The organism is Rhizobacter sp. LjRoot28 (assembly GCF_964253025.1).
Lineage (GTDB): Bacteria > Pseudomonadota > Gammaproteobacteria > Burkholderiales > Burkholderiaceae_C > Rhizobacter.
Window position 1 is genome coordinate 4,712,905 of sequence record NZ_CAXUQC020000001.1, and the last position, 25,423, is coordinate 4,738,327.

At 69.5% G+C, this 25,423-nt stretch carries 31 protein-coding genes; 20 read left to right on the plus strand and 11 right to left on the minus strand.

From position 1 onward, the window contains the following. The first annotated feature begins 309 nt into the window (after positions 1–309). The 3 genes from ACSQ2F_RS21550 to ACSQ2F_RS21560 are packed head-to-tail and all read left to right on the plus strand — an operon-like array spanning position 310 to position 2,781. The gene (locus ACSQ2F_RS21550) at positions 310–1,215 is read left to right on the plus strand and encodes an esterase/lipase family protein (RefSeq protein WP_436026285.1); all 906 of its coding nucleotides are present in this window, start codon (positions 310–312) and stop codon (positions 1,213–1,215) included. Between the two features lie 16 nt (positions 1,216–1,231). Next, positions 1,232–1,855, plus strand: coding sequence for a TetR/AcrR family transcriptional regulator (locus tag ACSQ2F_RS21555; protein WP_436026286.1), 624 nt, complete (start codon positions 1,232–1,234; stop codon positions 1,853–1,855). Further along, entirely contained in the window at positions 1,852–2,781 is a 930-nt protein-coding gene (locus ACSQ2F_RS21560) for a lipase secretion chaperone (RefSeq protein ID WP_436026287.1), read from the plus strand. The genes ACSQ2F_RS21555 and ACSQ2F_RS21560 overlap by 4 nt, the downstream gene beginning before the upstream one ends. Positions 2,782–2,818: 37 nt before the next feature. Here the strand turns inward: ACSQ2F_RS21560 and ACSQ2F_RS21565 are convergent, their stop codons facing one another. Beyond that, positions 2,819–3,592 carry a DeoR/GlpR family DNA-binding transcription regulator gene (locus ACSQ2F_RS21565; protein ID WP_436026288.1) on the minus strand — a complete coding sequence of 258 codons (774 nt, stop codon included), beginning with the start codon at positions 3,590–3,592 and terminating at the stop codon, positions 2,819–2,821. Positions 3,593–3,659: 67 nt separating this feature from the next. Between ACSQ2F_RS21565 and ACSQ2F_RS21570 the strand changes: the two genes are divergently transcribed. From ACSQ2F_RS21570 to ACSQ2F_RS21580, 3 genes are all read left to right on the plus strand, one after another. Then, entirely contained in the window at positions 3,660–4,823 is a 1,164-nt protein-coding gene (locus tag ACSQ2F_RS21570; protein WP_436026289.1) for an MFS transporter, read from the plus strand. A gap of 70 nt (positions 4,824–4,893) precedes the next feature. Then, positions 4,894–5,436: a helix-turn-helix domain-containing protein gene (locus ACSQ2F_RS21575; RefSeq protein WP_436026290.1), complete on the plus strand. Its 543-nt coding sequence runs from the start codon at positions 4,894–4,896 to the stop codon at positions 5,434–5,436. Further along, positions 5,355–5,741: a VOC family protein gene (locus ACSQ2F_RS21580; protein WP_436026291.1), complete on the plus strand. Its 387-nt coding sequence runs from the start codon at positions 5,355–5,357 to the stop codon at positions 5,739–5,741. Before ACSQ2F_RS21575 ends, ACSQ2F_RS21580 begins: the two co-directional genes overlap by 82 nt. Positions 5,742–5,762: 21 nt before the next feature. Here ACSQ2F_RS21580 and ACSQ2F_RS21585 read toward each other — a convergent pair whose 3' ends face one another. The 4 genes from ACSQ2F_RS21585 to ACSQ2F_RS21600 form a co-directional block, all read right to left on the minus strand. Beyond that, positions 5,763–6,173: a VOC family protein gene (locus tag ACSQ2F_RS21585; RefSeq protein ID WP_436026292.1), complete on the minus strand. Its 411-nt coding sequence runs from the start codon at positions 6,171–6,173 to the stop codon at positions 5,763–5,765. A gap of 70 nt (positions 6,174–6,243) precedes the next feature. Beyond that, the gene (locus tag ACSQ2F_RS21590; protein ID WP_436026293.1) at positions 6,244–6,684 is read right to left on the minus strand and encodes a helix-turn-helix transcriptional regulator; all 441 of its coding nucleotides are present in this window, start codon (positions 6,682–6,684) and stop codon (positions 6,244–6,246) included. A gap of 123 nt (positions 6,685–6,807) precedes the next feature. Next, positions 6,808–7,446 (minus strand): DJ-1/PfpI family protein, encoded by a 639-nt coding sequence (locus ACSQ2F_RS21595; protein ID WP_436026294.1) that lies wholly within the window; start codon positions 7,444–7,446, stop codon positions 6,808–6,810. 37 nt (positions 7,447–7,483) lie between these two features. Further along, positions 7,484–8,782, minus strand: a complete 1,299-nt coding sequence (locus ACSQ2F_RS21600; protein WP_436026295.1) for an SGNH/GDSL hydrolase family protein — start codon at positions 8,780–8,782, stop codon at positions 7,484–7,486. 136 nt (positions 8,783–8,918) lie between these two features. Between ACSQ2F_RS21600 and ACSQ2F_RS21605 the strand changes: the two genes are divergently transcribed. After that, complete coding sequence (locus tag ACSQ2F_RS21605; protein ID WP_436026296.1) at positions 8,919–9,851, plus strand: LysR family transcriptional regulator; 933 nt, start codon at positions 8,919–8,921, stop codon at positions 9,849–9,851. A gap of 92 nt (positions 9,852–9,943) precedes the next feature. On the opposite strand, the gene ACSQ2F_RS21610 is transcribed toward ACSQ2F_RS21605, so the two are convergent. Both ACSQ2F_RS21610 and ACSQ2F_RS21615 read right to left on the minus strand, forming a co-directional pair. Then, on the minus strand, positions 9,944–10,678 hold the full coding sequence (locus tag ACSQ2F_RS21610; protein WP_436026297.1) for an SDR family NAD(P)-dependent oxidoreductase: 735 nt from the start codon (positions 10,676–10,678) through the stop codon (positions 9,944–9,946). 108 nt (positions 10,679–10,786) lie between these two features. After that, positions 10,787–11,686, minus strand: a complete 900-nt coding sequence (locus tag ACSQ2F_RS21615) for a LysR family transcriptional regulator (RefSeq protein WP_436026298.1) — start codon at positions 11,684–11,686, stop codon at positions 10,787–10,789. Between the two features lie 66 nt (positions 11,687–11,752). On the opposite strand from ACSQ2F_RS21615, the gene ACSQ2F_RS21620 reads away from it, so the two are divergent. After that, positions 11,753–13,474, plus strand: a complete 1,722-nt coding sequence (locus ACSQ2F_RS21620; RefSeq protein ID WP_436026299.1) for an AAA family ATPase — start codon at positions 11,753–11,755, stop codon at positions 13,472–13,474. Between the two features lie 10 nt (positions 13,475–13,484). Then, positions 13,485–14,198: a general secretion pathway protein GspB gene (locus tag ACSQ2F_RS21625; protein ID WP_436026300.1), complete on the plus strand. Its 714-nt coding sequence runs from the start codon at positions 13,485–13,487 to the stop codon at positions 14,196–14,198. Here ACSQ2F_RS21625 and ACSQ2F_RS21630 read toward each other — a convergent pair. The 4 genes from ACSQ2F_RS21630 to ACSQ2F_RS21645 form a co-directional block, all read right to left on the minus strand. Next, on the minus strand, positions 14,192–14,509 hold the full coding sequence (locus ACSQ2F_RS21630) for a hypothetical protein (RefSeq protein ID WP_436026301.1): 318 nt from the start codon (positions 14,507–14,509) through the stop codon (positions 14,192–14,194). The genes ACSQ2F_RS21625 and ACSQ2F_RS21630 overlap by 7 nt on opposite strands. 122 nt (positions 14,510–14,631) lie before the next feature. Beyond that, positions 14,632–15,351 (minus strand): glutamine amidotransferase, encoded by a 720-nt coding sequence (locus ACSQ2F_RS21635; RefSeq protein WP_436026302.1) that lies wholly within the window; start codon positions 15,349–15,351, stop codon positions 14,632–14,634. Further along, a complete protein-coding gene (locus tag ACSQ2F_RS21640; protein WP_436026303.1) occupies positions 15,348–15,938 on the minus strand; it encodes a carboxymuconolactone decarboxylase family protein in 591 nt (196 codons plus the stop codon). Before ACSQ2F_RS21640 ends, ACSQ2F_RS21635 begins: the two co-directional genes overlap by 4 nt. 189 nt (positions 15,939–16,127) lie before the next feature. Further along, the gene (locus ACSQ2F_RS21645) at positions 16,128–17,228 is read right to left on the minus strand and encodes an ABC transporter substrate-binding protein (protein ID WP_436026911.1); all 1,101 of its coding nucleotides are present in this window, start codon (positions 17,226–17,228) and stop codon (positions 16,128–16,130) included. 274 nt (positions 17,229–17,502) lie between these two features. Between ACSQ2F_RS21645 and ACSQ2F_RS21650 the strand changes: the two genes are divergently transcribed. The 11 genes from ACSQ2F_RS21650 to ACSQ2F_RS21700 all read left to right on the plus strand — a co-directional run bounded on the left by ACSQ2F_RS21650 (position 17,503) and on the right by ACSQ2F_RS21700 (position 24,941). Further along, complete coding sequence (locus tag ACSQ2F_RS21650; protein ID WP_436026304.1) at positions 17,503–18,705, plus strand: ABC transporter substrate-binding protein; 1,203 nt, start codon at positions 17,503–17,505, stop codon at positions 18,703–18,705. Between the two features lie 15 nt (positions 18,706–18,720). Continuing rightward, positions 18,721–19,641 (plus strand): branched-chain amino acid ABC transporter permease, encoded by a 921-nt coding sequence (locus tag ACSQ2F_RS21655; RefSeq protein WP_436026305.1) that lies wholly within the window; start codon positions 18,721–18,723, stop codon positions 19,639–19,641. Continuing rightward, positions 19,634–20,638: a branched-chain amino acid ABC transporter permease gene (locus ACSQ2F_RS21660; RefSeq protein ID WP_436026306.1), complete on the plus strand. Its 1,005-nt coding sequence runs from the start codon at positions 19,634–19,636 to the stop codon at positions 20,636–20,638. The genes ACSQ2F_RS21655 and ACSQ2F_RS21660 overlap by 8 nt, the downstream gene beginning before the upstream one ends. After that, positions 20,635–21,390 (plus strand): ABC transporter ATP-binding protein, encoded by a 756-nt coding sequence (locus ACSQ2F_RS21665; RefSeq protein ID WP_436026307.1) that lies wholly within the window; start codon positions 20,635–20,637, stop codon positions 21,388–21,390. Before ACSQ2F_RS21660 ends, ACSQ2F_RS21665 begins: the two co-directional genes overlap by 4 nt. Next, the gene (locus ACSQ2F_RS21670) at positions 21,387–22,097 is read left to right on the plus strand and encodes an ABC transporter ATP-binding protein (protein ID WP_436026308.1); all 711 of its coding nucleotides are present in this window, start codon (positions 21,387–21,389) and stop codon (positions 22,095–22,097) included. The genes ACSQ2F_RS21665 and ACSQ2F_RS21670 overlap by 4 nt, the downstream gene beginning before the upstream one ends. A 99-nt stretch (positions 22,098–22,196) precedes the next feature. After that, on the plus strand, positions 22,197–22,544 hold the full coding sequence (locus ACSQ2F_RS21675) for a hypothetical protein (RefSeq protein WP_436026309.1): 348 nt from the start codon (positions 22,197–22,199) through the stop codon (positions 22,542–22,544). 192 nt (positions 22,545–22,736) lie between these two features. Then, a complete protein-coding gene (locus ACSQ2F_RS21680; RefSeq protein WP_436026310.1) occupies positions 22,737–22,973 on the plus strand; it encodes a hypothetical protein in 237 nt (78 codons plus the stop codon). 71 nt (positions 22,974–23,044) lie between these two features. Next, the gene (locus ACSQ2F_RS21685; protein WP_436026311.1) at positions 23,045–23,440 is read left to right on the plus strand and encodes a hypothetical protein; all 396 of its coding nucleotides are present in this window, start codon (positions 23,045–23,047) and stop codon (positions 23,438–23,440) included. 89 nt (positions 23,441–23,529) lie between these two features. Then, the gene (locus tag ACSQ2F_RS21690) at positions 23,530–23,796 is read left to right on the plus strand and encodes a hypothetical protein (RefSeq protein WP_436026312.1); all 267 of its coding nucleotides are present in this window, start codon (positions 23,530–23,532) and stop codon (positions 23,794–23,796) included. 57 nt (positions 23,797–23,853) lie between these two features. Beyond that, positions 23,854–24,504, plus strand: a complete 651-nt coding sequence (locus ACSQ2F_RS21695; RefSeq protein ID WP_436026313.1) for an alpha/beta fold hydrolase — start codon at positions 23,854–23,856, stop codon at positions 24,502–24,504. 50 nt (positions 24,505–24,554) lie between these two features. Further along, a complete protein-coding gene (locus ACSQ2F_RS21700) occupies positions 24,555–24,941 on the plus strand; it encodes an SMI1/KNR4 family protein (RefSeq protein ID WP_436026314.1) in 387 nt (128 codons plus the stop codon). Positions 24,942–25,423 lie beyond the last annotated feature (482 nt).

Consider the following 25,423-nt stretch of genomic DNA (forward strand, 5'->3'; position numbering starts at 1 on the left):
CAGGTCCGCCAAATTGCAAAGACCTCTCATCGCTGCGAAATGGGAGACCCGACCCCATTGCTGACGGTGAAGCCGCCGCTCGCGACGAGGCGCGGGGCGTGGCTGGCGTGGGCCGGTGCCTTGAACGGACGTCAAAAAAAACGCACTGGTAAACACGAATTCTTCGGAGGGTTCGAGCGGCCGAAGATCGGCGCCTGATCTGGCCCAGGGCCCGGACCGCGAAGCGATGCAAGGCAGGGCGTCGAGCGGCCAGGGGTGCCGGGGCACCTGCCAGCGCTCGTCCTTCATCGAACCCCTGGAGAGTCCGACATGCCCAACTGGATTGCCCGCGCACTCGCGCTCGTCGCCACTGCAACACTCGCCTGGCCCCTGGCCGCGCAAGCCCAATCCGCCAGCACCCGCCATCCCATCGTGCTGGTGCACGGCCTCTTCGGCTTCGACAGCGCCGCGATCATCGGTGACTACTTCAACGGCATCGTGGGCGACCTGCGGCGCAACGGGGCGCGGGTCTACGTGGCGGAGGTGGCTGCGGTCAACTCGAACGAAGTGCGCGGTGAACAGCTGTTGCGCCAGTTGCGGCAGTACCAGGCGCTCCACGGCCACACGAAGTTCAACCTCGTCGGCCACAGCCAGGGCGGCACCACGGTGCGCTATGTGGCCGGCGTGGCGCCCGAGCTCGTGGCGTCCGTCAGCACCGTCGGCACGCCTCACGGCGGAAGCCCCGTTGCCGACGCCATGATGGCCCTGGGCATCGACAAGTGGGGCTCGCCCCTGGCCAAGCTGATCCAGTTCCTCGCCGGCAACAGCGCCGGCCCGCAGGACATCGAGGCCGTCGGCACGGCGCTGAGTACGCGCGGTGCCGCGGCGTTCAACAACCGGTTCCCGCTCGGGCGGCCGACGTCGTCGTGCGGCTCCGGTGCCGCCGTGGCCAATGGCATCGCCTTCTATTCCGTCGGCGGTACCTCGGTGACCACCAACGTGTTCGACGTGTCCGACGCCCTCATGCTCGCCACGAGCGTGTTCTTCCTCGGAGCCCAGAACGACGGCCTGGTGGGGCGCTGCTCATCGCACTGGGGCACCGTGCTCAAGGACGACTACCGCTGGAACCACCTCGACGAAGTCAATCAGGTCGGCGGCCTGCGCGGCCTCTTCTCGGAAGATCCCGTGGCCTTCTACCGAACGCACGCCAACCGGTTGAAGAACGCGGGACTCTGAACCCCGGCGCACGCGCATGGCCTACGTCCGCCGAATTCCGAAGGCCGAGCAGACCATGTCGGCCATCGTGGCCGCGGCCATGGACATCGGCACGCGCCGCGGCCTGCAGCACGTCACGCTCAATGCGGTGGCAACGACCGTGGGCATCACGCGGGCGGGCGTCTTCGCGCGCGTCGGCTCCATCGAGGAACTGCACAACCGCCTCGTCGACCTGCACCAGCACCTGGTCAACGAGACGATGTTCGAACCCGCGCTGCGCGAGCCGCGGGGATTGCCGCGGCTCAACGCCATCGTCGAGCGATGGATCGTCTTCGGCGGCGACCTGCGGGCGATCGTGCTCTCGCACCTCGCGGCCACCAGCCTGCCGGCCGAGGAAGTCGAAGCGAGCGGCCATCGGTTGAATGCCCGCCTGATCGACAGCATCATGGCGTGGCGGCAGTCGCTCCAGCGGACCGTTGCCCAGGCCGTGGCCTGCGGTCACCTCCAGCCGGACACCGAGCCTGAGCAGATGGTGTTCGAGATCTTCGGCATCCTCGCGGGCTACCTGTGCGATGCCCATCGCGTGCAAGACCCCAAGGGCCCGGCGCGGGCGCGCGCGGCCTACCAACGACTGCTCGCGTCCTACCGGTGCGCCCCATGAGTCCACGGGCCTGGGCCTCCGCCGCCGCGATGCTGACGCTGGCGGGTGTGGCGTTCATGGGCGGCTGGCTGGCGGACGCGCCGGCGCTCACATCGCCGGCTCGGAGCGGCGACATGCCCAGCCTGATGGCCGCCGGTTCGCATGCCGACCGTCCGGAGCGCGAGACCTCCGCGCCCGCGCAGGACGCCGACTGGCAAGGCGCCGAGCGAGCGGTCTACCGCGAAGGGTCGCTGCGCGGCACCGATTTCCCCGCATGGGGCGTGGCCCGCGGCGAGAGCCTCGTCCCGAACCGCATGCTGCGCGACCGCTTCGATCACTACCTGCTCGGCGCCGGCGAGCTGTCCCGGCCGGTCCTCGATGCGCTGGTGGCGGCCCACGCCCGGCGCGACCTGGGTGAACCGCTCGCTGCCCAGGTGCTCGACCTCTGGGAGCGCTACCTGCGCCTGCAGCACCATCCATTCCAGCACGTGGCCCGGCCTGGCGATCTGCCCAGCATGACGACGGCACTCCAGGAACACCGTCAGGTGCGCCAGACGCTGCTCGGCGTGCACTGGGCGCAGGCGTTCTACGGCGAGGAGGAAACCCGGCTCGCCGCCGAGATCGAACGTGCGCGGACCGGTACCCCGCCGCCGAGCGATCCGATGGTGGCTTTGCTGGACCCACCGGCCGGCAGCGACCCGGCCGACGTGCACCGGCGCCGTGTCGAGGCCTTCGGCCCGGACCGCGCCCAGGCGCTGCAGCGCATCGACGACGAGGATGCCGCCTGGCGGCAGCGCATCGCAGCGGCGCGGGTCGAGGTCCAGTCCGTGCTTGGCAACGCGGCGCTGTCAGGCCCGCAACGCGAGGCCGCGTTGGCCGAACTGATCAGCGCGCGGTTCCCCGCCCCCTCGGAGCAATTGCGGGCGCTGGGGCTGCTCGGCCTCTGAGCCGACGTACCCGACGCGCAGCCGACCGCGTGGACGCTCAGCGCGCCGGCAGCGCGGCGACCTGAACCGACACCCCGCGTTCGGCGAGCGCCGGCCAGGGCTGGTCGGTCACCAGCGTGTCGACGTCCGACCACTCGGCCACGTGATACGGCGCCACGCCGCCCACCTTGGAGTGGTCGGCGAGCACCAGCGTGCGCCGGGCGGCACGCACCATGGCACGCTTGAGCATGGCATCCGCCTCCTCAACGGCAGTCACGCCGGCCTGCAGGTCCACGGCGCACGCCCCGGGTACCGCCCAATCGGCCCGATGGTGTTCGAGCATCTGGCAGGTCGCGTGGCCCCAGAACGCCCGGGCCACCGGTTGCCATACGCCGCCCAGCACGATCAGCTGCACGCCGCGGTCGCGGTCGAAGACCGCGGCCACATCAAGCGAATTGGTGATCACGGTGAGCGGCCGCACGGTCAGCGCGCGGGCCAGCGCCAGGGTGGTGGAGCCCGCGTCGAGGACCACCGATTGCCCGGGCTGGATCACTTCAGCGGCCGCCCGGCCAAGCGAATCCTTCACCTCGGCAAGCACGGCCGAGCGTCCGCCGAAGCTGAGCCGGGTGGTGTCCAGCGAGACCGCGCCGCCATGCGTGCGATGCAGGACGCCGTTCGCCTGCAGCGCCTCGAGGTCGCGGCGGATGGTGTGTTCCGAGACTTCCAGCAGGCGCGCAAGTTCGAGCACCTCCACGCGCCCGTGGGCATTCAGCCACTCCAGGATGCGGGCATGGCGCTCGTGGGTGAAGCGCGGCGGGGCGGGGGTCGACATGGCGGCATTGTAAAAGCAAACCTTGCTCGACCTTGTTCAAATCGAGCAAAAACAATAGCATTCGAGCATGACCTCAGTTCCGCTGCCGCACGCCGGCCCCCATCCCTCGTCGGCTGCCCACAAGGCGGTGGCGGCCATGTTCTTCTGCAACGGCGCGGGCTTCGCGAGCTGGGTGTCCCGTATACCGGCGGTGCGCGACGGCATCGGTCTCAGCGAAGGGGAGCTCGGCACGGCCCTCTTCGCGCTCGCCGCCGGGGCGCTGCTGGCCTTCCGCTTGTCGGCCTGGGGGGCCGACATCCTCGGCACCCGCACCCAGTTGCTCCTGGCCGCGGCGCTCTACTTCTTCGTGCTGCCGCAACCCGCAGTCGTCGGCTCGCAGATTTCCCTGGCGCTCACCCTCTTCGTCTTTGGCACGGCCAACGGCGCCATGGACGTGTCGATGAACGCCTTGGGCGTGGAAGTCGAGCGCCGAGCGGGCCGCAGCGTGATGTCCTCGCTGCACGGCATGTGGAGCGCCGGTGGCCTGGCCGGCGCCGCGGTGGGCAGTTTCGCCGCCCACCTCGGCGTGCGGCCCGGCCTGCACCTGGCGGGCGTGGCCGTCGTGCTGGCCACCGTGGTGCTCGTTGCCCGCCGGGCCTTGCCCGAGGTCACCGCGCGGTCGACCCCCGACGCTCCGGCCCGCGGACGTCCCGATGCGTCGTTGCTCGCATTGGGTGCGATGGCGCTGTGCGCCTTCCTGGTGGAAGGCGCCATGGCCGACTGGAGCGCGGTCCTGCTGCGTGATGCCCTGGGCACGTCGGAAGCCGTGGCGGCCTGGGGCTACGCCGCCTTCTCCGTGGCCATGGTGGTGATGCGCTTTGCCGGCGACGGCATCAGCCAGCGGGTCGGGGCCGTGCCCCTGCTGCGCTGGGGCAATGCGGTGAGCGCCGCGGCCCTTGCCGCCGCCCTGGTGGTGGGTTCCCTGCCGCTCACCTTGGCCGCCTTCGCCTGCACCGGGCTCAGCCTGGCCATCGTGGCGCCCGTGGTCTTCGCCGCGGCGGGGCGCCGCAGTCGCACGTCGCCCGGGCACGGCATCGCCACCGTGGCCAGCGTCGGCTACGGCGGCTTCCTGCTGGGGCCACCGGTGATCGGCTGGATCGCGGAGTACGCAGGCCTGCCCGTGTCCTTCGGCGTGCTGGTGACCTTGATGGCGCTGCTGGCCCTGATGGCAGGTCGCCTGAAGGAGGAATGACGCGCACGGTGGGTTCCCCGTGATACGGTGGCGTCACACCTTGCTTCGCCGTGCCGCCGCGATCTTTCCGATGATCAGTGCCGACCTGCTCCAGCGCATGTGCGCGGCCCGCGAGCGCCTGCGCGTGCAACTCGAGCCCTCCGCCAGCGTGGCGTCGATCGCCCGGGACACCGGCCTGTCGACCCCTCACTTCATCACCCAGTTCGGGGCGCTGTTCGGCGAGACTCCCTTGCAGTGCCGCACCCGCGCCCGGCTTGAACGGGCGCGCGAACTGCTGGTCGGCAGCAGCGAATCGGCCACGCAGATCGCCCTGTCGCTCGGGTTCGAGAACGTCGGCAGCTTCTCGCGGCGCTTCAGCCGGCATTTCGGCGTGCCCCCGCGCCACTATCGGCAGGCCGGCCGGCCGGATGCCGCGCCGCCGAGCTGCATCGCGTTGATGAACCTCGCCCACGCGGGCGACCGAAATTTCGGCGAAGTCGCAGCGGTCGCGGCGCGGCAGGATGCGAGCTCGAGTCCCTCCCGGAGTGAACCATGCGCATCAACCTCACCAGCATCTTCGTCGACGACCAGGCCCGCGCGCTCGACTTCTACACCGGCGTCCTCGGCTTCATGAAGAGTCGCGACTTCCCGGCCGGGGAATACCGCTGGCTCACGGTGCGCTCGCCCGAAGGCGGCGACACGGAGCTGTCGCTCGAGCCCAATGCCAATCCCGCGGCCCGCACCTACCAGCAGGCGCTCATGAGCCAGGGCATTCCGGCCACCGCCTTCCAGTGCGACGACCTGGACGCCGAGGTGAAGCGCCTGCGCCAGCATGACGTGCGCTTCACCATGGACCCGACCACGCTGGGCCCGGTCAAGGTGGCCATCTTCGCGGACACCTGCGGCAACCTGATCCAGATCTACCAGCCGCTCGGCTAGCCACAGGCCGGAGCGCGGCCGTCAGGCCAGCTGCTGGATGCGGATCATGTTTCCCGCCGGATCACGAACGCCGCAGTCGCGCACCCCGTAGGGCTGGTCCGTGGGCTCCTGGACGATCTCGGCGTCCCGGGCCTGCAACCGCTGGAAGGTCGCGTCGAGGTCCTTCGCCCCGAGCAGCAGCATGGCGTACGTGCCCTTGGCCATCATTTCGGCGATGGTGCGCTTCTCTTCGTCCGTGAGGCCCGGCGTGGCGTTCGGCGGGAAGAGCACGATGGAGGTGTCGGGCTTGCCCTTCGGCCCGATGGTGATCCACCGGTGGCCGCCGAAGGCGACATCCTTGCGGACCTCGAAATCGAGCGCGTCCCGGTAGAAGGCCAGCGATACCTCCGCGTCGGCATGCGGCAGAAAGGTGGAGTGGATGGTGATGTCCATGGGGTGACCCGTTGAATTGAAGAGGAGTGCGCGGCCGTCGCCACGCGGGTTCGAACCTCTGGGCGTCAGTCTAGGCAGGCACCTTCGAGCGCGCTTCTCGATTCCTGACCGGTCGGCTCACCTGGCGGGCCACGCAGGCCGGAATGCCGTCGAGGGCGCGCGCGGCATCGCGCCGATACACGCTGGGCGGCACGCCCACCAGCTCGGTGAACCGTGTGCTGAAGGTGCCCAGCGATGCGCACCCCACCTCCAGACTCACCTCGGTCACGCTCATCGAGCCCAGGCGCAGCAGGGCCATCGCCCGCTCGATGCGCCGCGTCATCAGGTACGAATAGACCGACTCGCCATAGGCCAGCCGGAACTGCCGGCTCAAGTGGCCCGCCGACATGTGGACCCCTTGCGCCAGCGCCTCCACATCGAGCGGCCTGGCGTAGTCGCGGTCGATGCGGTCACGCACACGGCGCAGGCGGGCAAGGTCACGCAGGGTGGTGTCGGGCTTGGCGGCTGGCATGGATCCATCGTGCCACGGGGATGTGGCCGGACTCAAGGCGAGGCGGCGGTGGCCTCGCTGATCCCGTCGAGGCGGGCCCGCCCGGCGGAACGGCCGGTCGGCCGGCGCCGCTGCGCCGACCGGTCACGCCGTCTCCTGCGCCTCCGCGGCCCGTTGCTGCCGGGCGAACCAGGCCGAATGGCCGGTCTTGTTGAGCTGGTACCACGCCTCCAGGACGTCGTCTTCGTAGACGCCGAGTTCGAGGAAGATCTCGCGCGCGAACTCGAGCGCGGCCATGCCGCCGGCCGTGATCAGGCCCTCGGCGCGAACGGCCGGCTCGTCTCGATACTGCTCCCGACCGGCATAGCCAGTGCCATTCAGGTAGGCCGCGGCGTTGCTGGTGTGGGGGCGGTCGTCGAGCAGTCCCGCGCGGGCCAGGCCGGCGGTGGCACCACAGATCGCGGCCACCGGCACGTCCGCCTCGAAGAAGTCGAGCACCTTCTCCGTGATGGCGGCGTGCTGCGACTCGTCTTCCCAGCCGGGCCCGCCCGGCACGATGAGCATGACGCTGTCGGTGGGGCTGATGTCGTCCAGCCCCAGGTCGGGCACGATGGCCAGGCCGCCCATCGAGCGCACCACGGTGCCGCGGCGCTTTCCCACCGTCTGCACGCGCCAGCGGCCGGGCTCGCGCTGGAACTGAGGGCTGTTCAGGCCGGCGATGGCGAACGCCGGCTCCCAGTCGGCAAAGCCGTCGTAGACGTGCAGGTGGATGGTGTCAGGCATGGGTGGCTCCGGCAACGGTGGAGCCCTGGTGCGGCATTCAGCGTGCCCGCACCGGGCGAGCCGGCTCGATGCCCAGCACGTCCAGCTTCACCGCCTCAGCCATGGCCCGGTAACCCTCATCGCCCGGATGCAGGTGGTCGCCCGAGTCGTATCGCGGGAGCAGCCGCCCCGGGCGAGCGGGATCGCGCATGGCGGCATCGAAGTCGACGACCGCGTCGAAGGCGCCGCTGTCGCGGATCCAGGCGTTCACGGCCTGGCGCACCACCTCCTTGGCCGGCGAGAAGTAGCCCTCGACCGGCGTGCCCTCCATTGCGCCCTCGAAGGGCAGCAGCGTGGCGCCGACCACCCGCACGCCGTGGGTGCGACCGCGGGCGATGAGCTGCTGATAGGCAGCGATCAGCTGTGCCGCGGTGGCCGGCGCATCGGCAGGCGCAAGCGGCGAGCCGGGCCAGCCGATGTCGTTGGTGCCCAGCAGCACGATGACGGCGCGCACGTTCGGCTGTGCAAGCACCTCCGTGGCGAGACGCGCCGAGGCGTTGGCGCCCATGCCGTCCTTGAGCAGCCGTGCGCCCGAGATGCCGGCGTTCAGCACCCCCACGCCATGGGGGGCCAGGCGCTCGGCCAGGGCGTCGGGCCAGCGACGGTCGGCCCCGACCGTGCTCGCATTGCCATCGGTGATGGAGTCGCCGAGGGTCACGATGCTGGACGCCGACCGATCGGCCTGCACGAGCAGGCCCGCCACGAAGACCCGAACGGACAACGGGGTGGCGCCCGTGAGCTCCGCCTGCTCGACCCGGTTGCCCGCCACCACGTGGCCGGTGTCCCGTGCGTCCCAGTGGAAGGTGGCGGCCGCCGTGGGACCCGGCAGGTGCAGGGATACCGCCACCCGGGACAGGGCTGGCACGGCCAGCGCGACAGGGTCGCTGAGGACCTCGCCGCCAGCGGGAATCTCCACCGACGGCGCGCCGCCGAACAACACCGGGCGCAGGGTGCCGCCCATGAGGGCTGCGCCGCCGGCGGATCGCCCGAAAGACGCCGCGCCGATGCGCAGCGGGCGCGTCCCGTGCGCGTTCGACAGCAGGATGCGCCACCGGTCACCGCCCAAGCTCACGCGCATCGGCTGGCGCACCGTCTGGTCGGTGAACTGGAACGGCGCGTTCGTGGGCAGCACGAAGTCACCCGACCACAGCGCCTGGGGGCTTGCACGCCAACTGCCCACCCACGCCGCCGCTTCCGGCGGCGAGGCCTGGGCCGTCCCCGTTGCGGCCAGCATGACCGAACCGGCCCACAAGGCGATGACCGAGGTCGCCTTGGCCATCTGAATTCGCCACACCATCGCCAAGCTCCTTTGCATGTCAGGGCCGCCACGGTAGGCTCTTCGCAAGCGGCATGGAAGTGCGACCGATGGAATGCACCCCATGCCTGAACGGCATGAGCCCCTTTTTTCACCGCACCCCCGCGCCGAGCACTCCATGGACACCCTCAAGGCCCTGGCCACCTTTTCCCGCGCCGTCGAACTGGGCAGCCTGTCGGCCGTGGCCCGTGAGCTGCACACGACCCAGCCGACCATCAGCAAGACGGTGGCCTGGCTCGAACGCCAGGTCGGCGTGCGGCTGCTCGACCGCAGCACCGTGCACCTGGCGCCCACCGAGGAGGGTCGCCGCTTCCATGCCCACGCCAAGCGCCTGCTCGAACAGCATGCCGAGGCGCTCGAAGCGGTGCAGGGCCTGTCGCAGGCGCCGTCCGGGCTGCTGCGCGTGAGCGCGCCGTTGGCGCTCGGGCACTTGCGCGTCAATGCCTGGCTGCTCCAGTTCCTGTCGGAGCACACGGGCCTGCAGGCGGAGTTGCTGCTCGACGATCGCTTCATCGACCTGGCAGAGGAGGGCGTCGACGTCGCGCTGCGCCTGGGCGGCGTGCCGCCCGGGCACATGGTGGCGCGTCCCCTGGCCGTGTCGCGCCGGGGTGTCGTCGCGTCACCGGCCTACCTGGCGCGGGCGCCTCGCATCCGCCAGCCGGAGGACCTGCTGGGGCACCACCTGCTGCAGTTCGCGAGCGCTTCGCCGCCCGAGGCGCTCGTGCTCAGCGGGCCGAGGGGGCAGCGCGCCGAGGTGAGCCTGCCGTGCCGGTACCGGGTGAACAGTTCCTTGTCGATCCGCGAAGGACTGCGCCTGGGTGCCGGTCCCGGCGTGGCGCCCGACTGGCTGGTGCAGGACCTGCTCGACGCCGGCGAGCTGGTGAGGGTGCTGCCGGCGTGGCACGCCACCCCGCACACCGCCTGGCTGCTCTACCCGCAGCAGCGGTACCGTCCGGCCCGTGCGCGCTTGCTTCTGGACGCGCTGGCCGCTGCCGTGCCGGCCTGGCCGGGCATGGGGCCGGCATCCGGCTCCGCCTCGACCACGTTGTAGCGGCAGGGCCGGTCAGCGGGCAGGCCTGAGCCGAACGAGCCGGTGACCCGGCTTTCGCAAGGTGCACCACCTTCTCTCTGCCGTGCACTCGGCTAGATGCGGCCACCGTCCGTGACGAGCGTCCGGCCGTTCACCCAGCGGGCGTCCGCCGACACCAGGAAGGCCACCGCATCCGCCACGTCCTCCGGTCGGGCCAGCCGGCCCAGTGGCGTCTGCCGCGTCTCTTCGGCCAGGTGTTCCGCCGGCAGTCCGGCTGTCATGTCGGTGGCGGTGATGTGCGGCGCCACCGCATTCACGCGGATGCGGCGCGGCCCGAGTTCGCGGGCGAAGGCATGGGTGAGGGCATCGACGGCGGCCTTGCTGGCGGAGTAGATCGAGAGGCCCGCCTCCGGCCGTTGGGCCAGTGTGCTGGAGACATTCACGATGCTGCCACCCTCGGCGTTGAAGTGAGGCAGGGCCGCCTCCGTGGACGCGATCACGCTCCAGGTGTTGCCGTGGAACTGCGATTCGTAGTGGGCCCGGGACAGTTCGCCGAGCGACTTCATGTCCGCCACGCCCGCGTTGTTCACCAGGACGTCGATCGGGCCGAACAGGCCGGCGATCTCGCTCATCGTGCGCTGCAGGGCATCAGGGTCGGTGACGTCGCAGGCAAACGCCTGGGCGTGCCCGCCGGCTTGTCCGATCGCCTCGGCGACATCGCGCGCCGGCGCGATGTGCCGTGCCAGCAGGGCGACGCGTGCGCCGTCGGCCGCCAGCCGGCGTCCGATGGCGGCACCGATGCCGCGGGAGCCGCCGGTCACGACGGCAACAGGGGAGTGGAGTTTCATGGCTTGACCTCGAAGCGTGGAAGAGGCCTCGAGCGTAGGAAGCCGCGTTGCCGAGCGACAGCCCCTGCGCCGCGACGCGCCGTTCCATGCCTGGAACGCGGCGCGTCCTCAGCCCGGGTCCTCGCAGCGCGCTTCCAGGAAGGCGAGGAGCACCCTCACCGCCGTGCTCATGCCATGCCGGCTGGGGTACATGGCGTAGAGCGGCGTCGGCACGGGTGCCCGCTCGGGCAGGAGCGCGCACAGCGAGCCATCGGCCAGCGCCTCCTGGCACGCGGCCAGCGGCAACTGCGCCACACCCGCTCCGGCCTTCACCGCCTCACGGGCCGCCACGACGTTGTTGACCACCATCCGAGGGGCCGGGGTCGACACGACAGGCTCGCCGGCCTCGTCCAGGAAGCTCCACGGCCGCGGCCGTTCCAGGCTGCCCAGCACCACGGCCGGCCATTCGCGAAGGTCGGCCACGGTGGCGGGTGGGCCGTGCCGGGCCAGCGCGCCGGGGCTCGCCACCAGCACCATGCGGCCCTGGCCGATGCGCCGGGCCACCACGTCGGCATCGGCCAGCGGCGTGCTGGAGAAGCGCAGCGCCAGGTCGAAGCGCTCGGCCAGCAGGTCCACATGCCGGTTGGACAACGAGAGAGCGATCTGCACCCGCGGGTACCGGCACGCAAATTCGGCAAGCCAGGCGGCCAGCCACATCTCTCCCGCCAGCGGCGCCGCGCTCAGGCGCACCAGGCCCGCCGGTTCATCCATCGTTTCGGCCACCGAGGCCACCAGTGCCTCCGCCTCGCGGGCGATGGCCTGCGCATGCCGGTGCACCCGGTCGCCGGCCTCGGTGACGAAGAACCGATTGGCCGTGCGCTGGATGAGGCGCACGCCAAGTTCGGCTTCCAGCGCCTGCACGCGACGACTGAGGCGCGACTTCGGAATGCCCGTCAAGCGCTCGGCGGCCGAATAGCCACCGGCCTCCACGACGCGGGCGAACAGGGTCAGGTCGTTCAAGTCTTGCATGCGCCATTCTGGTCCGGAGGGTCGCTTCATGCCGGCAGGCAGGCCGGGGCAGTATCCTGTGCCCCCATGTACGCGAAATTCTTCGGCCTCAAGCAGCAGCCGTTTTCCATCGCGCCCGACCCGCGCTACCTCTTCATGAGCGAGCGGCACCGCGAAGCATTGGCCCACTTGCGCTATGGCGCCACCGCGGGCGGCGGCTTCGTGCTCCTGACGGGCGAGATCGGCGCCGGCAAGACGACGGTGTGCCGCTGCTTTCTGGAGCACCTGCCCAAGCGCTGCAACGTCGCTTACGTGTTCAACCCGCAGCTCACCGTGATGGAGCTGCTCAAGACCATCTGCGACGAGTTCCACGTGCCCGTCGAGCACGCCGATCCGGCGCATGCCACCGTCAAGGACTTCCTCGATCCGCTCAACGAGTTCCTGTTGCGCACCCATGCCATCGGCCTGAGCAACATCCTCATCATCGACGAGGCGCAGATGCTCGCCGCCGAGGTGCTGGAGCAGCTGCGCCTGCTGACGAACCTGGAGACCAACGAGCGCAAGCTGCTGCAGATCGTCCTCATCGGACAGCCGGAGCTGCGCGAGATGCTCGCCCGCCCGGAGCTCGAGCAACTGGCCCAGCGGGTCACGGCGCGCTTTCACCTGCCGGCCCTGTCCGAGGCCGACACCTCGAAGTACATCCGCCACCGCCTGGCCGTGGCCGGCCAGGCCGGCCTGAAGCCCTTCGATCGCAAGGCGCGCCGGCGCATCCACCAGCTCACCCGCGGTGTGCCGCGCCGCATCAACCTGCTGTGCGACCGGGCGCTGCTCGGAGCCTATGCCGAAGGCCGCAAGGAGGTCGACGCGGCCATCCTGGAACGCGCCGCCAAGGAGGTGTTCTACAAGTCCGAAGCGGAGCCGCCCCCGCTGCCGTCCCACGGGCGTGGACTGTGGATCGGTGCCGGCGTGCTGGCGGGCGCAGCGGTGGTCGGCGGGGTGACGTGGCTGCTCAGCGGCTCCGGTGCGCCGGAGTCGGCCGTGGCGCAAGGCGTGGCTCGGCCGCCCGTGGCCGCGGCGGCCCGGGCCGCCTCTGGCGCCGTCGCCCCCGAGGCGTCGCCCGCCACCGGGAGCCTCACGCCCGTCTCCGCCGTGGCCCCTGCCGACGTGGCAGCTTCGGCGCCCGTCGCCTTGCCGGAGCCTGTGCGCACCGGCATCGGTTCCCCGACGCGCGTCGAGGACGACGCCTGGCGAGCCCTGGCGCTGGCCTGGAAGGCCGAACTCGGCCCGGGGGATGCCTGCGCCGAAGCCAAGGGCGCCGGCCTGCAGTGCCTGCGCCGCAGTCTCGACCTCACCCAGATCCGCCAGCTCGACCGACCGGGTGTCATCACCCTGCATGACGAGACCGGCCAGCCGGCCTATGCGCTGCTGACCGGTCTGGGCGAACGTCACGCCGTGCTCCGCATGGGTGACGTGTCGCAGCGCATCTCGCTCACCTCGCTGTCGAAGATCTGGCGCGGTGAGTTCGCCACGCTGTGGCGCGTGCCGCCCGGCCACGACAACCGCCTGGACCGGGGCGACCGGGGCCCCATGGTGGACTGGCTCGCCAAGGGCCTGGCGAGCGCGGCCGGTGAGCCGAAGCCGGCCCTGCCCGCCACCTACGACAAGCGCATGCAGGCCCGGGTCGCGGCCTTCCAGCTGGCGCAGGGCCTCAAGCCCGACGGCATCGTCGGCGCCACCACGCTGATGCAGCTCAACCGTGCAGTCGGTGTCGACGAGCCGCGGCTCGGCGTCGACACCGCCACGCCCTGAAAGGCTTGCCATGTCCTACATCCTCGATGCCCTTCGCAAGGCCGACGCCGAACGGCGCGGCGTGGACGCACCGGTCGCCCAGGCCGAACCGGCCGTGCTGCTCGAGACCGAGCGCGACGCCGACGATGCGCCGCCGCTGGCCGCTCGCCCCTGGGTCTGGGTGCTGTGCGGGCTCGGCATCGCGCTGGTCGGAGCCGGCGCCTTTGCCTGGTGGCGCAGCACAGGCCCGGTCACGCCCGCCGTGGCGGTCGCTCCGGTCGCCACGACAGCGCCGGCCCCCGCGGTGCCCGAAGTGCCCGCACCTGCTTCTCCTCCGCCGACGGCGCCGGCCCCCAGCGTCGATGCATTGCCGGTCTTTCCGCCGCCGCTTCCCGAGCCCGTGAAACCCGCTGCGCCGCCACCGCCCGCACCCGCGACGGCGGCGGCCAAGCCGGCCTTGCCGCCCGGCATCGCGATCGTGAACCCGGCGCCGGCACCGGCCGTTGCCGCCGGCGAGCGCGTCTATCGCCTCGACGAACTCCCCGAGGGCGTGCGGCGCGACTTTCCCAAGCTCGCGGTGAGCGGTGCCATGTATTCGGAGCGGGCCGCGGACCGCATGGTGGTGTTCAACGGCCAGGTCTTCCATGAGGGCGATGCCCTCGGACGTGACCTGAAGCTCCGGCAGATCAAGCTCAAGTCGGCGGTGCTCGAATTCCGGGGCTACCGCGTCGAGATCGGCTACTGAAGCGGCCCGGGCAGGGACTTGAGCCCGGCCCAGGCCACGAAGGCGGTGGCATTGAAGCTGATCGTCAACACCCAGGGCATGTACAGGAAGCTCGACAGCACCGGCGCGGCGAAGGCGTGCTCGAGCACGATGCCGCCGAGGTAGAGCAGCCCGCCCAGCACGGTCCAGCGCCGCATGTACGTGGGCAGCCAGCGCGCTTGCGTGCGGTTGTGGCGCCAGGCCGCGGAGCGCTCGAAGGTGTTGCCACGGTTCACGTCGTGGAACAGCCAGCCGAAGAAGAAGTAGCGGTACAGCAGGGTTCGGAAAGCCACGTCAACCTCCGTGGGCCATCACATCGGGAACCCACCTTAACCGACCGCTTGCCGCCCGCCGCGCTGGCCTCCCGATGCCTGCGCGGACGGTAGGGCCGGGCGGTGTGCCGCGGCGCCCGCGCTCATCCGCGGTGACGCGGCAGCCCGTCGAGCCACCGCGCCAACAAGGCCTGACCGGCCCGCAGGGCGGCCGCGCCGTGAAGCGCGCTCGCCTCGCGCAAGGCCGGTAGCGAAACACCCGCCTGTGCGAGTTCACCCGTGTGGCCCACCAGCCAGGCCTCGATGCGGGCGGAATCGACCTCGGCATGGAACTGCAGGCCCAGCGCGGTGGATCCGACGGCGAAGGCCTGATGCGGCGTCAAGGGCGTGGACGCCAGGCACTCCGCGTCCGCTGGCAGATCGAAGGTGTCACCGTGCCAGTGCAGCACGGCTTGATCCTCCAGCGCACCAAGGGGTGAAGCGTGGCCGGCGGGCGAGAGCGTCAGGGGCGCCCAGCCGATCTCCTTGGCCGGCCCCGGGAAGACCTTCGCGCCGAGCGCGGAGGCCATGAGCTGCGCGCCCAGGCAGACGCCCAACGTGGCAAGGCCCGCTGCGAGGCGCGCCTGCAGCCCTGCCACCTCGTGGGCCAGCCAGGGGTAGCGGTCGGTTTCGTAGGCGCCGATGGGCCCGCCCAGCACCACCACCAGGTCGGGGGCCAGCCAGTCCGGGATGTCCAGGCGGTCGATGCCGGCCTCGCGGTAGGTGATGTCGTAGCCCTTCTCGACGAGAACCGGTGCAAAGCCGCCCAGGTCCTCGAACGCGAGGTGGCGCACTGCCAGGCACGAGAGTGGGTGGTCGGTCATGGCAGCAGGTCGGGCCGTGAGGGCGGGGTGTCCAGGGGCACGTCGAACGCGATGTTGACATGGTTGGCGAACACGTTGAGCGCCACGTGGGCCACGATCTCCACCAGGGCGCCATCGCTGAAGCCCGCGGCCCGCATGGCGCCGACCTCATCCGCGGACACGGCGCCGCGTTTGGTCAGCAGCTCGAGCGCGAACCGAACGGCCATGGCCGCCTGCGGGTCGGCCGATTCGCCGCGCCGGGCGGCATCCAGCTCGTCGTCGGGCAGCCCGGCCTGGCGCGCGAGCCGGGTGTGCACGTCCAGGCAGTAGTCGCAGGCGTTGCGCGCCGAGATGGCGAGTGCAATGCGCTCGCGCAGCGCCACCGGCAGCACCCCGCCCGCCAATGCGGCAAACGATCCCCAGAGGCTTTGCAGTGCGGCCGGCGAGTGCGCCGCGACCCTGAACATGTTCGGCACCTGGCCGCTGCCGCGGGCAATGCGCTCCAGCAGCGCGGCGGCCGGCGCGGCCGCAGTGGCCGGTTCCAGAAGCGTAAGACGGGCCGATCCGGGCGACGGGGCGGCGTGGGGCGGAGCGAAGTGCACTGGCATGGCGTTTCCTCGCGGCCGTGGGAACGGTCCAGCGGCGCCGGCCGGTCGCGCCTTGCTGGCGGAGCGCAGGTCGCGCCCCAGGCCAGTGTCCGGCGGCTCACGCGGCGCCGCATGGCGCCGCGTCCGGGAAACATCACCGAGCGTCCAGGCAGGACGCCCGAAGCGCGCGGCATGCCGCGCGCCGGGTGCTCAGCGGCGGAACTTGCCGTCTTCGCTGATGATGGACATGTCGGTGTAGACCAGGCCCGAGTGGTCGGTCGGGCTGTAGCTCAGCTCCATGCCGCCGATGTCGATCTTCTGCAGGCCGTTCAGGGCGGCGATCAGCGCTTGGCGGGTCGGCTTGGGGCCGGCGCGCTTCAGGCCTTCGACCAGCACCTTGGCGGCCGCGAAGCCTTCCATGTGCGAGGGCGACACACCGTCCAGGCCCTTGGCGTGAGCCAGGTCGGACGCTTCCTTCACGATCGGGGCGGCCATCGAGCGCTCGTACGGGAACACCTGCGTGACGATGGTGCCGTGGCCCAGCGGGCCCATCAGCTTGATGAAGCCGACCGACGCGTTGTTCGACACCGTGACGATGGTGGCGCGCGAGCCCAGGGCACGAATGGCCTTGGCCGCGTCCGACACCGCGTTGGCGGTGCCGATGATGAGCACCGACTGCGCTTCGGCCTTCACCAGCTGCGGGGCGATCTGGCTGAAGTCGGGCTTGGTGCGGTCGAACTTGGCGTGCACGATGGGCTTCTTGCCCACGCCGGAGAAGCCGGTCTCGGCGCCCGCTGCCACGTCGTTGCCGAAGGAGTCGTCCACCTGGAGGATGGCAATGCGCTCCTGGCCGATCAGGCTCAGGTGGCGCACGACGCGCTCGGCTTCTCGCTGGTACGGCGCGCGCACGTTGAAGATGTACGGGTTGACGGGCTTGTGCAGCACCATCGCGCCGGTGCTCGGGGCCACCAGGGCGAGCTTGTGCTGCGTCAGCAGCGGGGCGATGGCCTCGGTGTGCGGCGTGCCACGGCTGAGGAAGAGGGCGAGCGCGTCCTTTTCCACGATCAGCTGGCGGGCGTTCTCGGCGGCCAGCTTGGGGTCGAACTTGTCATCCATGCTGACGAGCTCGATGCGCTGCCCGTTCACGCCGCCGCGGGCATTCACCGCATCGAAGTAGAGGCGGGCGCCTTCGGTCAGTTCCTTGACCGAAGCGGCCACGGGGCCGGAGAACCCGGAGGTCTGGCCGATGATGATGTCGGCCGAGGCCGGAGTGGACGCGATGGCGAGGGCGGCCAGCAGGCCGGACAGCATGTACTTCAAGGGGTGTCTCCTGGACCTGTCCCGACCGCACCTGATGGGCGCGTGGGACCACTGAGGGTAAACGCTGATCTTTCCACAAACCCCCCTGTTCGGGGGGTGCCGCTTGTCGTGTCGCACGGGCGTGCATGCGGGTGGCGCAGCGACTAATTTCACGCAAAGCCTGTCTGCGTGAAAAAGCGGTCGCTTCTCGACATCAGGGACAATCGCCCACCGCGGCGCGCCGGCCGCAGTTGTGCCTGTCCACCACCTGTTGAAAGGGTCCGCCATGAAGTTGTCCGCGCGCGCGTCGTTCGCTCCCCTGGTTCGGGGTCTCGTCCTGGGCACCCTGCTGACGGCCGCGACCCTCAACGCCATGGCCACGGACAGCGTGAAGATCGGACTGCTCAGCACCTTGTCCGGCCCCGGGTCGGGCCTGGGCATCGACATCCGCGATGGCTTCCAGCTGGCCGTGAAGCATGCCGGTGGCAAGCTCGGCGGCCTGCCGGCCGAGGTGATCGTCGTCGACGACCAGCAGAACTCGGAGGTCGCGCGCCAGTCGGCCGAGCGCCTGCTCAAGCGCGACAAGGTCGACTTCATGACCGGCATCGTCTTCTCGAACCTGCTGCTGGCCGTGGCGCCGCCGGTGTTGCAGGCCAACACCTTCTACGTGAGCGCGAACGCCGGGCCTTCGCAGCTCGCCGGCGCCCAGTGCCACCCGTACTACTTCAACGTCGCCTACCAGAACGACAACCAGCACGAGGCGATGGGCAAGACCGTCACCGACAAGGGCTTCAAGCGCGTGGCGCTGCTGGCCCCGAACTACCCCGCCGGCAAGGACGCGCTCGCCGGCTTCAAGCGCTTCTACAAGGGCGAGGTGGTGTCCGAGGCGTTCACGCCCCTCAACCAGCTGGACTACGGCAGCGAGATCTCCAAGATCCGCGCGGCCAAGCCGGATGCGGCCTACATCTTCCTGCCCGGCGGCCTGGGCATCAACTTCATCAAGCAGTTCGTGGGCGCCGGCCTGTCGAAGGAGATGACGCTCTTCGGTCCCGGCTTCTCGGGCGACGAGGACGTCATCCGGGCGGTCGGCGAGCCGATGCTCGGCATGTTCAACACCTCGCAGTGGGCGCACGACCTGGACAACGCGGCCAACAAGCGCTTCGTCGCCGACTTCCAGAAGGAGTTCGGCCGCCTGCCCACCCTGTACGCCGCCCAGGGCTACGACGCCGCGCGGTTGATCGACGGCGCAGTGCGTGACACGCGGGGGCGCCTGGACGACAAGAAGGCGCTGCGCCGGGCGCTGGAAGCGGCCCGCTTCGAGTCGGTCCGCGGCCCCTTCCGCTTCAACACCAACCACCATCCGGTGCAGGATTACTACCTGCGCGTGATCACCCGTGACAGCCAGGGCCGCATCACCAACCGCACGATGGGGACGGTGTTCAAGGCCCATGCCGACGCCTACGTCGGCAGCTGCAAGATGCCGTCCTGAGCGGGGCCGCTGCCGATGACGGGCATCCTCGTCCTGGAGCAATCGCTCAACGGCCTGCAGTTCGGGCTCATGCTCTTCCTGCTGGCCGCGGGGCTCACGCTCGTCTTCGGCATCATGGACATGATCAATCTCGCGCACGGCTCGCTGTACATGGTCGGGGCCTACCTGATCGCGGCGGCCACCGGCGCCTCGGGCTCGTTCTGGCTGGGCCTGCTGGCCGGCATCGTGGGCACCGCCGTGTTCGGCATGCTGCTGGAGCTCACCGTGCTGCGACGCCTGTACCGGCGTGATCACCTCTCCCAGGTACTGGGCACCTTCGCCATCCTGCTGATGTGCAACGAGGCGGTGCGCTGGATCTGGGGCTCGCAGCCGCTCACCCTCAATCCGCCTGCCGCATTGGCCGGCCCGGTGGAGCTGCTTCCCGGGTTTTCGTATCCCGCCTTCCGCCTGCTGGTGATCGGCGTCGGCCTGGCGGTGGCGCTGGCCCTGTGGGCGCTCGTGACGCGCACCCGCGTGGGCATGCAGGTGCGCGCCGGTGCGTCCGATCGCGAGATGGCGCTCGCCATGGGCGTCGACGTGCGTCGGCTCTTCACCGCCGTGTTCGGCGTCGGTGCCGCGCTGTGCGCCGTGGCCGGCGGCATGCTGGGCCCGTTGCTGGCCGTGCAGGTGGGCATGGGCGAGAACATCCTCATCCTCGCCTTCGTGGTGATCGTGATCGGGGGCATCGGTTCGGTGCGGGGCGCCTTCATCGGCGCGCTGCTGATCGGCGTGGTGGACACGGCCGCGCGGGCCTTGCTGCCGCCGCTGCTGCAACAGCTGGCCGGTCCGGCCGCGGCGTCCGACGTGGCGCCGGCGCTGGCCTCCATCCTCATCTACCTGCTGATGGCCTCGGTGCTCTTCTGGAAGCCTCAAGGGCTGTTTCCCGCGCATGGCTGACATCGCCCCCACGGCGCCCGAGGCACCGGCCCGCCCACCCGCCGCATCGGCCTCACCGCTCGACCACCCGCTGCGCGCAGGCCCCGCGGTGGCGTTGCTGGTGCTGCTCGCCGGACTGCCCTGGGTGTTGCAGGCGAGCGGGCAGGAGTTCTACCTCGGCCTCGCCACCCGCATCCTCATCTTCGGCCTGGCCGCGACCAGCCTCAACCTGATCCTCGGCTTCGGGGGCCTGGTGAGCTTCGGTCATGCCGCGTTCGTGGGCTCGGGGGCCTACACGGTGGCGGTGCTGATGCAGGAGGGCGTGTCGTCGGCGTGGATCGCCTGGCCCGCCGCGGTGGCCGTGAGTGCGGCGCTGGCCGCGCTGGTCGGCGCCGTGAGCCTGCGCACCCGCGGCGTGTACTTCATCATGATCACGCTCGCCTTCGCGCAGATGCTGTACTACCTCGTCACCTCGCTGAAGGCCTATGGCGGCGAGGACGGCCTGTCGCTGATGATGCGCTCCACGGTGGCCGAGGCAGTGGACCTGGGCGACGGCACGGTGTTCTACCTGCTCACGCTGGTGCTGTTCGCCGCCGCCTTCGTGCTCGTGCAGCGGCTGCTCAATGCCCGCTTCGGCCACGCGCTGCAGGCCATGCGGGACAACGAGCTGCGCATGGCCGCGATCGGGTTCAGGGTCTACCGCCATCGGCTCGTGGCCTTCACACTCGCCGGCGCGCTCGCGGGACTGGCCGGGGCGCTGCTCGCCAACCAGGGGGGCTTCGTCAGTCCCTCGCTGCTCGAGTGGCACCAGTCAGGCCTGCTGATGATGATGGTCATCCTCGGCGGCGTCGGGCACCTGTACGGCGGATTCGTCGGTGCCGCGGTGTTCCTGTTGCTCGAAGAGCTGCTGTCCCCGTACACCACCCACTGGAAGTTCATCCTCGGGGCCGTGCTGCTGGGCGTGGTGCTGCTCGCCCCCAACGGGCTGATGAGCCTGTGGCGAAAGGCCCGGGCATGACGGCGCCGCTGCTGCGCATCGAGGGCCTCGTGAAGCGTTTCGGTGGCCTGCGCGCCACCGACGGCGCCAGCCTGTCGGTGCAGCCTGGCGAGGTGCACGCCCTGATCGGCCCGAACGGCGCGGGCAAGACGACGCTCATCCACCAGATCGCTGGTGCACTGGCGCCGGACGAAGGCCACATTGCCTTTGCAGGCCACGACATCACCGGCTGGGCGATGCCGCGGCGCGTGCGTGCGGGCCTGGCCCGCTCCTACCAGGTCACCAACGTGTTCGACCGTTTGCCGGTGCGCGACAACCTGGCACTCGCCGTGCAGGCGCGGACCGGCACCAGCTTGCGCTTCTGGCGTGCGGCGCGTGACGAGGGCGAACGATTCGCCGCGGCGGACGCCGTCGCGGCGCGGGTCGGCCTCGCCGACAAGCTTGATCGCATCGCCGGCGAGCTGTCGCACGGCGAGCAACGCCAGCTGGAGGTCGGCCTCGCGCTCGCCACCGCGCCGCGCCTGCTGTTGCTCGATGAACCGATGGCCGGCATGGGCCCCGACGAGACGGCCCGCATGATGGCCGTGCTGCAGGGGCTTCGCGGCGAGGTCGCCATCCTGCTGGTGGAGCACGACATGGACGTGGTGTTTCGCCTCGCGGATCGCATCTCCACGCTGGTGTCCGGCCGGGTCGTCGCGAGCGGCACGCCGGACGAGATCCGCGCCCATCCCGAGGTGCGCCGCGCCTACCTCGGCGACGAGGTGCCGGCATGAGCGCGCTGCTGGAGATCGCCGGCCTGCAGACCGCTTACGGGCCGAGCCAGGTGCTGTTCGGCATCGACCTCTGCGTGCAGGCGGGCGAGGTGGCCACGCTGCTCGGGCGCAACGGCATGGGCAAGACGACGACGGTGCGCTCGCTGATGGGGCTCACGCCGCCGCGCGCCGGCACCATCCGCTTCCGCGGCGAGCGCATCGACGGCCTGGCACCCGACCGCATCGCCCGCCTCGGCCTCGCGCTCGTCCCCGAAGGGCGGCATGTCTTTCCCAATCTGTCGGTGCACGAGAACCTCGTCGCCTTCGCGGCCAACCGCAGTGGCCGGCGTGACCCATGGACCCTCGCACGCGTGCAGGCGCTGTTCCCGCGGCTGCGGGAACGGGCGAGCCACCGCGGCGACCAGCTTTCGGGCGGCGAGCAGCAGATGCTCGCCATCGGCCGCGCGCTGATGACCAACCCGCACCTGCTGGTGCTGGACGAGGCCACCGAGGGCCTGGCGCCGCTGGTGCGCGAGGAGATCTGGCGCTGCCTCGCGCAGCTGCGCGCCGAGGGCCAGGCCATCCTCGTGATCGACAAGTACGTGCAGCGACTCGTCGGCCTCGCTGACCGACACACGATCATCGAGCGCGGCCGCGTGGTGTGGCAGGGCGACTCCGCCACGCTCGCCGCCGACCCGGCGCTGTGGGAGCGGTATATCGGGGTGTGAGGGGCTGCAACGGGACGTTGGCGGGGGGGCTGCTATGCAGCGGAAGCGGTCGCCCGTCGAACCACTATGATTCGGAAGCTTGTCAACTTGGGGGCGCAGGTGAGTGAGTCCGACTCGTTCGTTCAGGGGAATGTCTTCTACGGCGCCACCAAGGAAGACTTGGCTCAACTTCTGAGCGCGGCAGGCATCCCGGTCGTTGTGGGGCCGTGGAAGCTGACCCTGTTTGAACCGTATGCTCACTTCCATCTTCGATACGTGGGAAACATTGCGCCGGATTCTCCGTTTACTGTAGACGCAAGCGGCTACGGCATCCCTCTCGGCACAGTTGAGGATTGGTGCACCCAGTTGGCCGCCTGCTTGGACAAGCAAGCCATCGCGTACGACTACGGGCACTTCGACGCGCAGCAGGATGTCATTCGTGAGTACACATCGCAGAGTTCCCATTGAACTGACGAACGCCCGCTGTCAGCGTGAAGCGGCGTCCGCTGTGCACGGCGAAAGGGGCCATCCATGGAGTGCCTAGCGGAAAAGTCGATGTGCGAGACTTCGTCGCAGACAAAGGGGATATTGCCAATGCGTGATGTGCCTGCTCGCATGCGACTCGTAGACGGTCCGGAGTTCTGCTCCGCGTCCGACGTCATGATCAGCGCATACAAGGTGGTCGCCTCAAACCCTGACTTCCTTGGCGAAGTCGGCATTGACATCAGCAAGGCGCTGCGTGGTGGCGAGAAGATTCCAGTAATGGTCTACCTCGACGGTGGCGCCGAGATGGTCATTGGCGAGGCGTTCATTCATGAGCAAACGCCGGATCGATTGCATGTCGGCGTCTTTCGTCACTACATCTTGGACGAGACGACTGGCCGCTGGCGCGCGTAGGGCTTGGTGTCCGCTGCGTGCCTCAACCAGATTGAGCCTGCCGAATCCGCGCCACCGACTTGCCTCAACGAATGATCGACTTACTTCCCTGGGGACCAGCATCGGCGAGCCGCTGGGCACACGTGCACACGCTCACCTTTGCTGGAGCCGCGTTGACAGTCGAAGTTGGTCTGGCCGATCCAAAGATGTCCTTCAGAGTCGAGTTCACGAACGTCGTTGGGTACCGAGTCCTGGACGAGAGAGATCTCCCGCATCTCACGGCGGCGGCAGCCAAGGTGCCGCAATCAATCGTGTTTGAAGTGTTCTCGGGCGGCTGGGCCGATGATGTGAATAGTCATTCGCCCATCATGCGTGCCGGGTTCTATCCGCAAGTTCGGGAGTGGTTCGTTCGAACCGAAGCCTGGTGCCTGTCCGTCCTAAGTGAAACAGAGCCGGGCGTCACCAAACGCCATTCCGCAGAACACTGAACTTCCGCTTTCAGCCTTGAGCTGCCGCCGTTGTGCAGCGGAAGCGGACAGTAGACTTGCTCGCAGGAAACTCCTCTCGAAAGAACTGGATGGATGAGATCACTCCCGGTTGGCAGGTGCTGGCAGTGGTCGCGGAAGGCACGCGCGTGGACGTGGGCGGACGCAATGTCTGGGGGGCGACGTGGGTCCCGACCGAGGCCTTGCCAGTTGTTCTGGCTCATCCTGCCCACCCCAGCCAGCGTCACACCATGCGGGTCTATCACCTGGAGGGCGCCCCTGCAGTGCTGTTCGCATGCGGCGAGCTATCGGCCAATGTCTGGGGTATTTTCATTCAGAGTCCGCCGCTTTCAGCCTGAAGCGACCGCCCTGCACAACGGGGGTCTCCTAAGGCGCGTCTGGCGGACGGTTACTACATGGCAACATTTCAGCAAATCCTATTCTTGCCTGGTGCCTCGGGAAACACCGCGTTTTGGAAGCCCGTAGCAGCGCAGCTGAATATTGCGGGGACGCGAACGGCCCATGTGGGTTGGCCTGGGTTCGGGCCGACGCCATTTGATCCGGATGTCTCGTCGTTGCCAGAACTTGCTGCGGCAGTCAGCGGTCGGATCGTAGAACCTACAGCGTTGGTTGCTCAGTCGATGGGCGCCGTCGTAGCGATACTTGCCGCAATGAGGAGGCGACACCTTGTCACCCACTTGGTGCTGGCGGCGTTGTCCGGGGGTGTGGATATGAAGCGGCATGGCGCACGCGATTGGCGGCCGCACCGTAGCAGCCTCGACCCGACTGACCCCCTGCACTTGTTCGCAGCGTACGACGAGGACCTGACGCCGTTGTTGAGCTCGATGACGATGCCTGTGCTGCTGCTATGGGGCGGCTGCGATGAGATAAGTCCGGTACCAGTTGGGGAGTGGTTGACCGAAGTTCTGCCCCGCGCAGCTTTGCATGTCGTTCCGGACGGCAATCACACGTTCTGCAATTCCCATCCCGAACGTGTTGCACCGCGCATTAGAAATCATCTTGTCGGCTGCGCTGACCGGCTTGGGGAACGCCCGCTTTCAGCCTGAAGCGGCCGGTCGCGATGCAGCGATAGTGGAAGATCCGCTACGCTCACCTCATGCCTTTCAACCTTGACGAGAGCTTTCTTCTGGCCGCTGAGCTTGCCATCGAAGCTCGTCTCCCCGAGTCCTATCGGGGCGCCATGCTTCGTAAAAATGGCGGCGAAGTGGAAGCCTGTGGGGACGACTGGGAGCAGTACCCGATAGCGGACACATCGGACCGCAAGCGGCTGGCGCGGACCGCCAACCATGTGCTGCTAGAGACGGCGCGGCTCCGCACCTGGCCGCGGTTTCCGGTCGACGCCTTGGCCATTGCCGGGAACGGCGCAGGAGATCAGCTGGTTCTCATCCGGGAAGGCGAAGCCTTTCGACAGGAGGTGTTCTTATGGCGGCATGAGTCCGGTGCGTTGGAGATCGCCGCAGCCGATTTCTCAGACCTCCGGTAAGTCGGCCCGGGCTCTGCGGCCGACCGCTCTCAGCCTGAATTGGACTTGACCGCTCAACATGCATGTCGACAGACAGGGGGACCGATGAGGATCGTGGGCTCGAAAGAGGCTGTCGGCTTCGTGATCGACGAACACCACCCTGAAGGGTGGATTGCGGTCGAGATATGGGCGGGCGGTCAGTGTCTCACCCCGGTTGACGCCCTCCCATACCTGCCCGCCTTCCTCCCGGGGCTCCGGGCGAGCGAGACGCAACTTCGACGTCCCTCGACATTCCTTCGGCACGAAGGAGAACTGTCTGAGCATTCAATCCCGGGCGCGTTTGCTCTCCTTGCCAGCGATGGGGCGCCCGAGTTGCAAGAAGCGCTTCGCTGGCTGAATTGGGGACCGACAACCGATGATGTGCTGTGCTTTCTCGTACCATCATCGGGAAAGCTGCATCTGACGTGGAAGCTGCACGGCGAACCCTGCGTAAGGTCGATGCC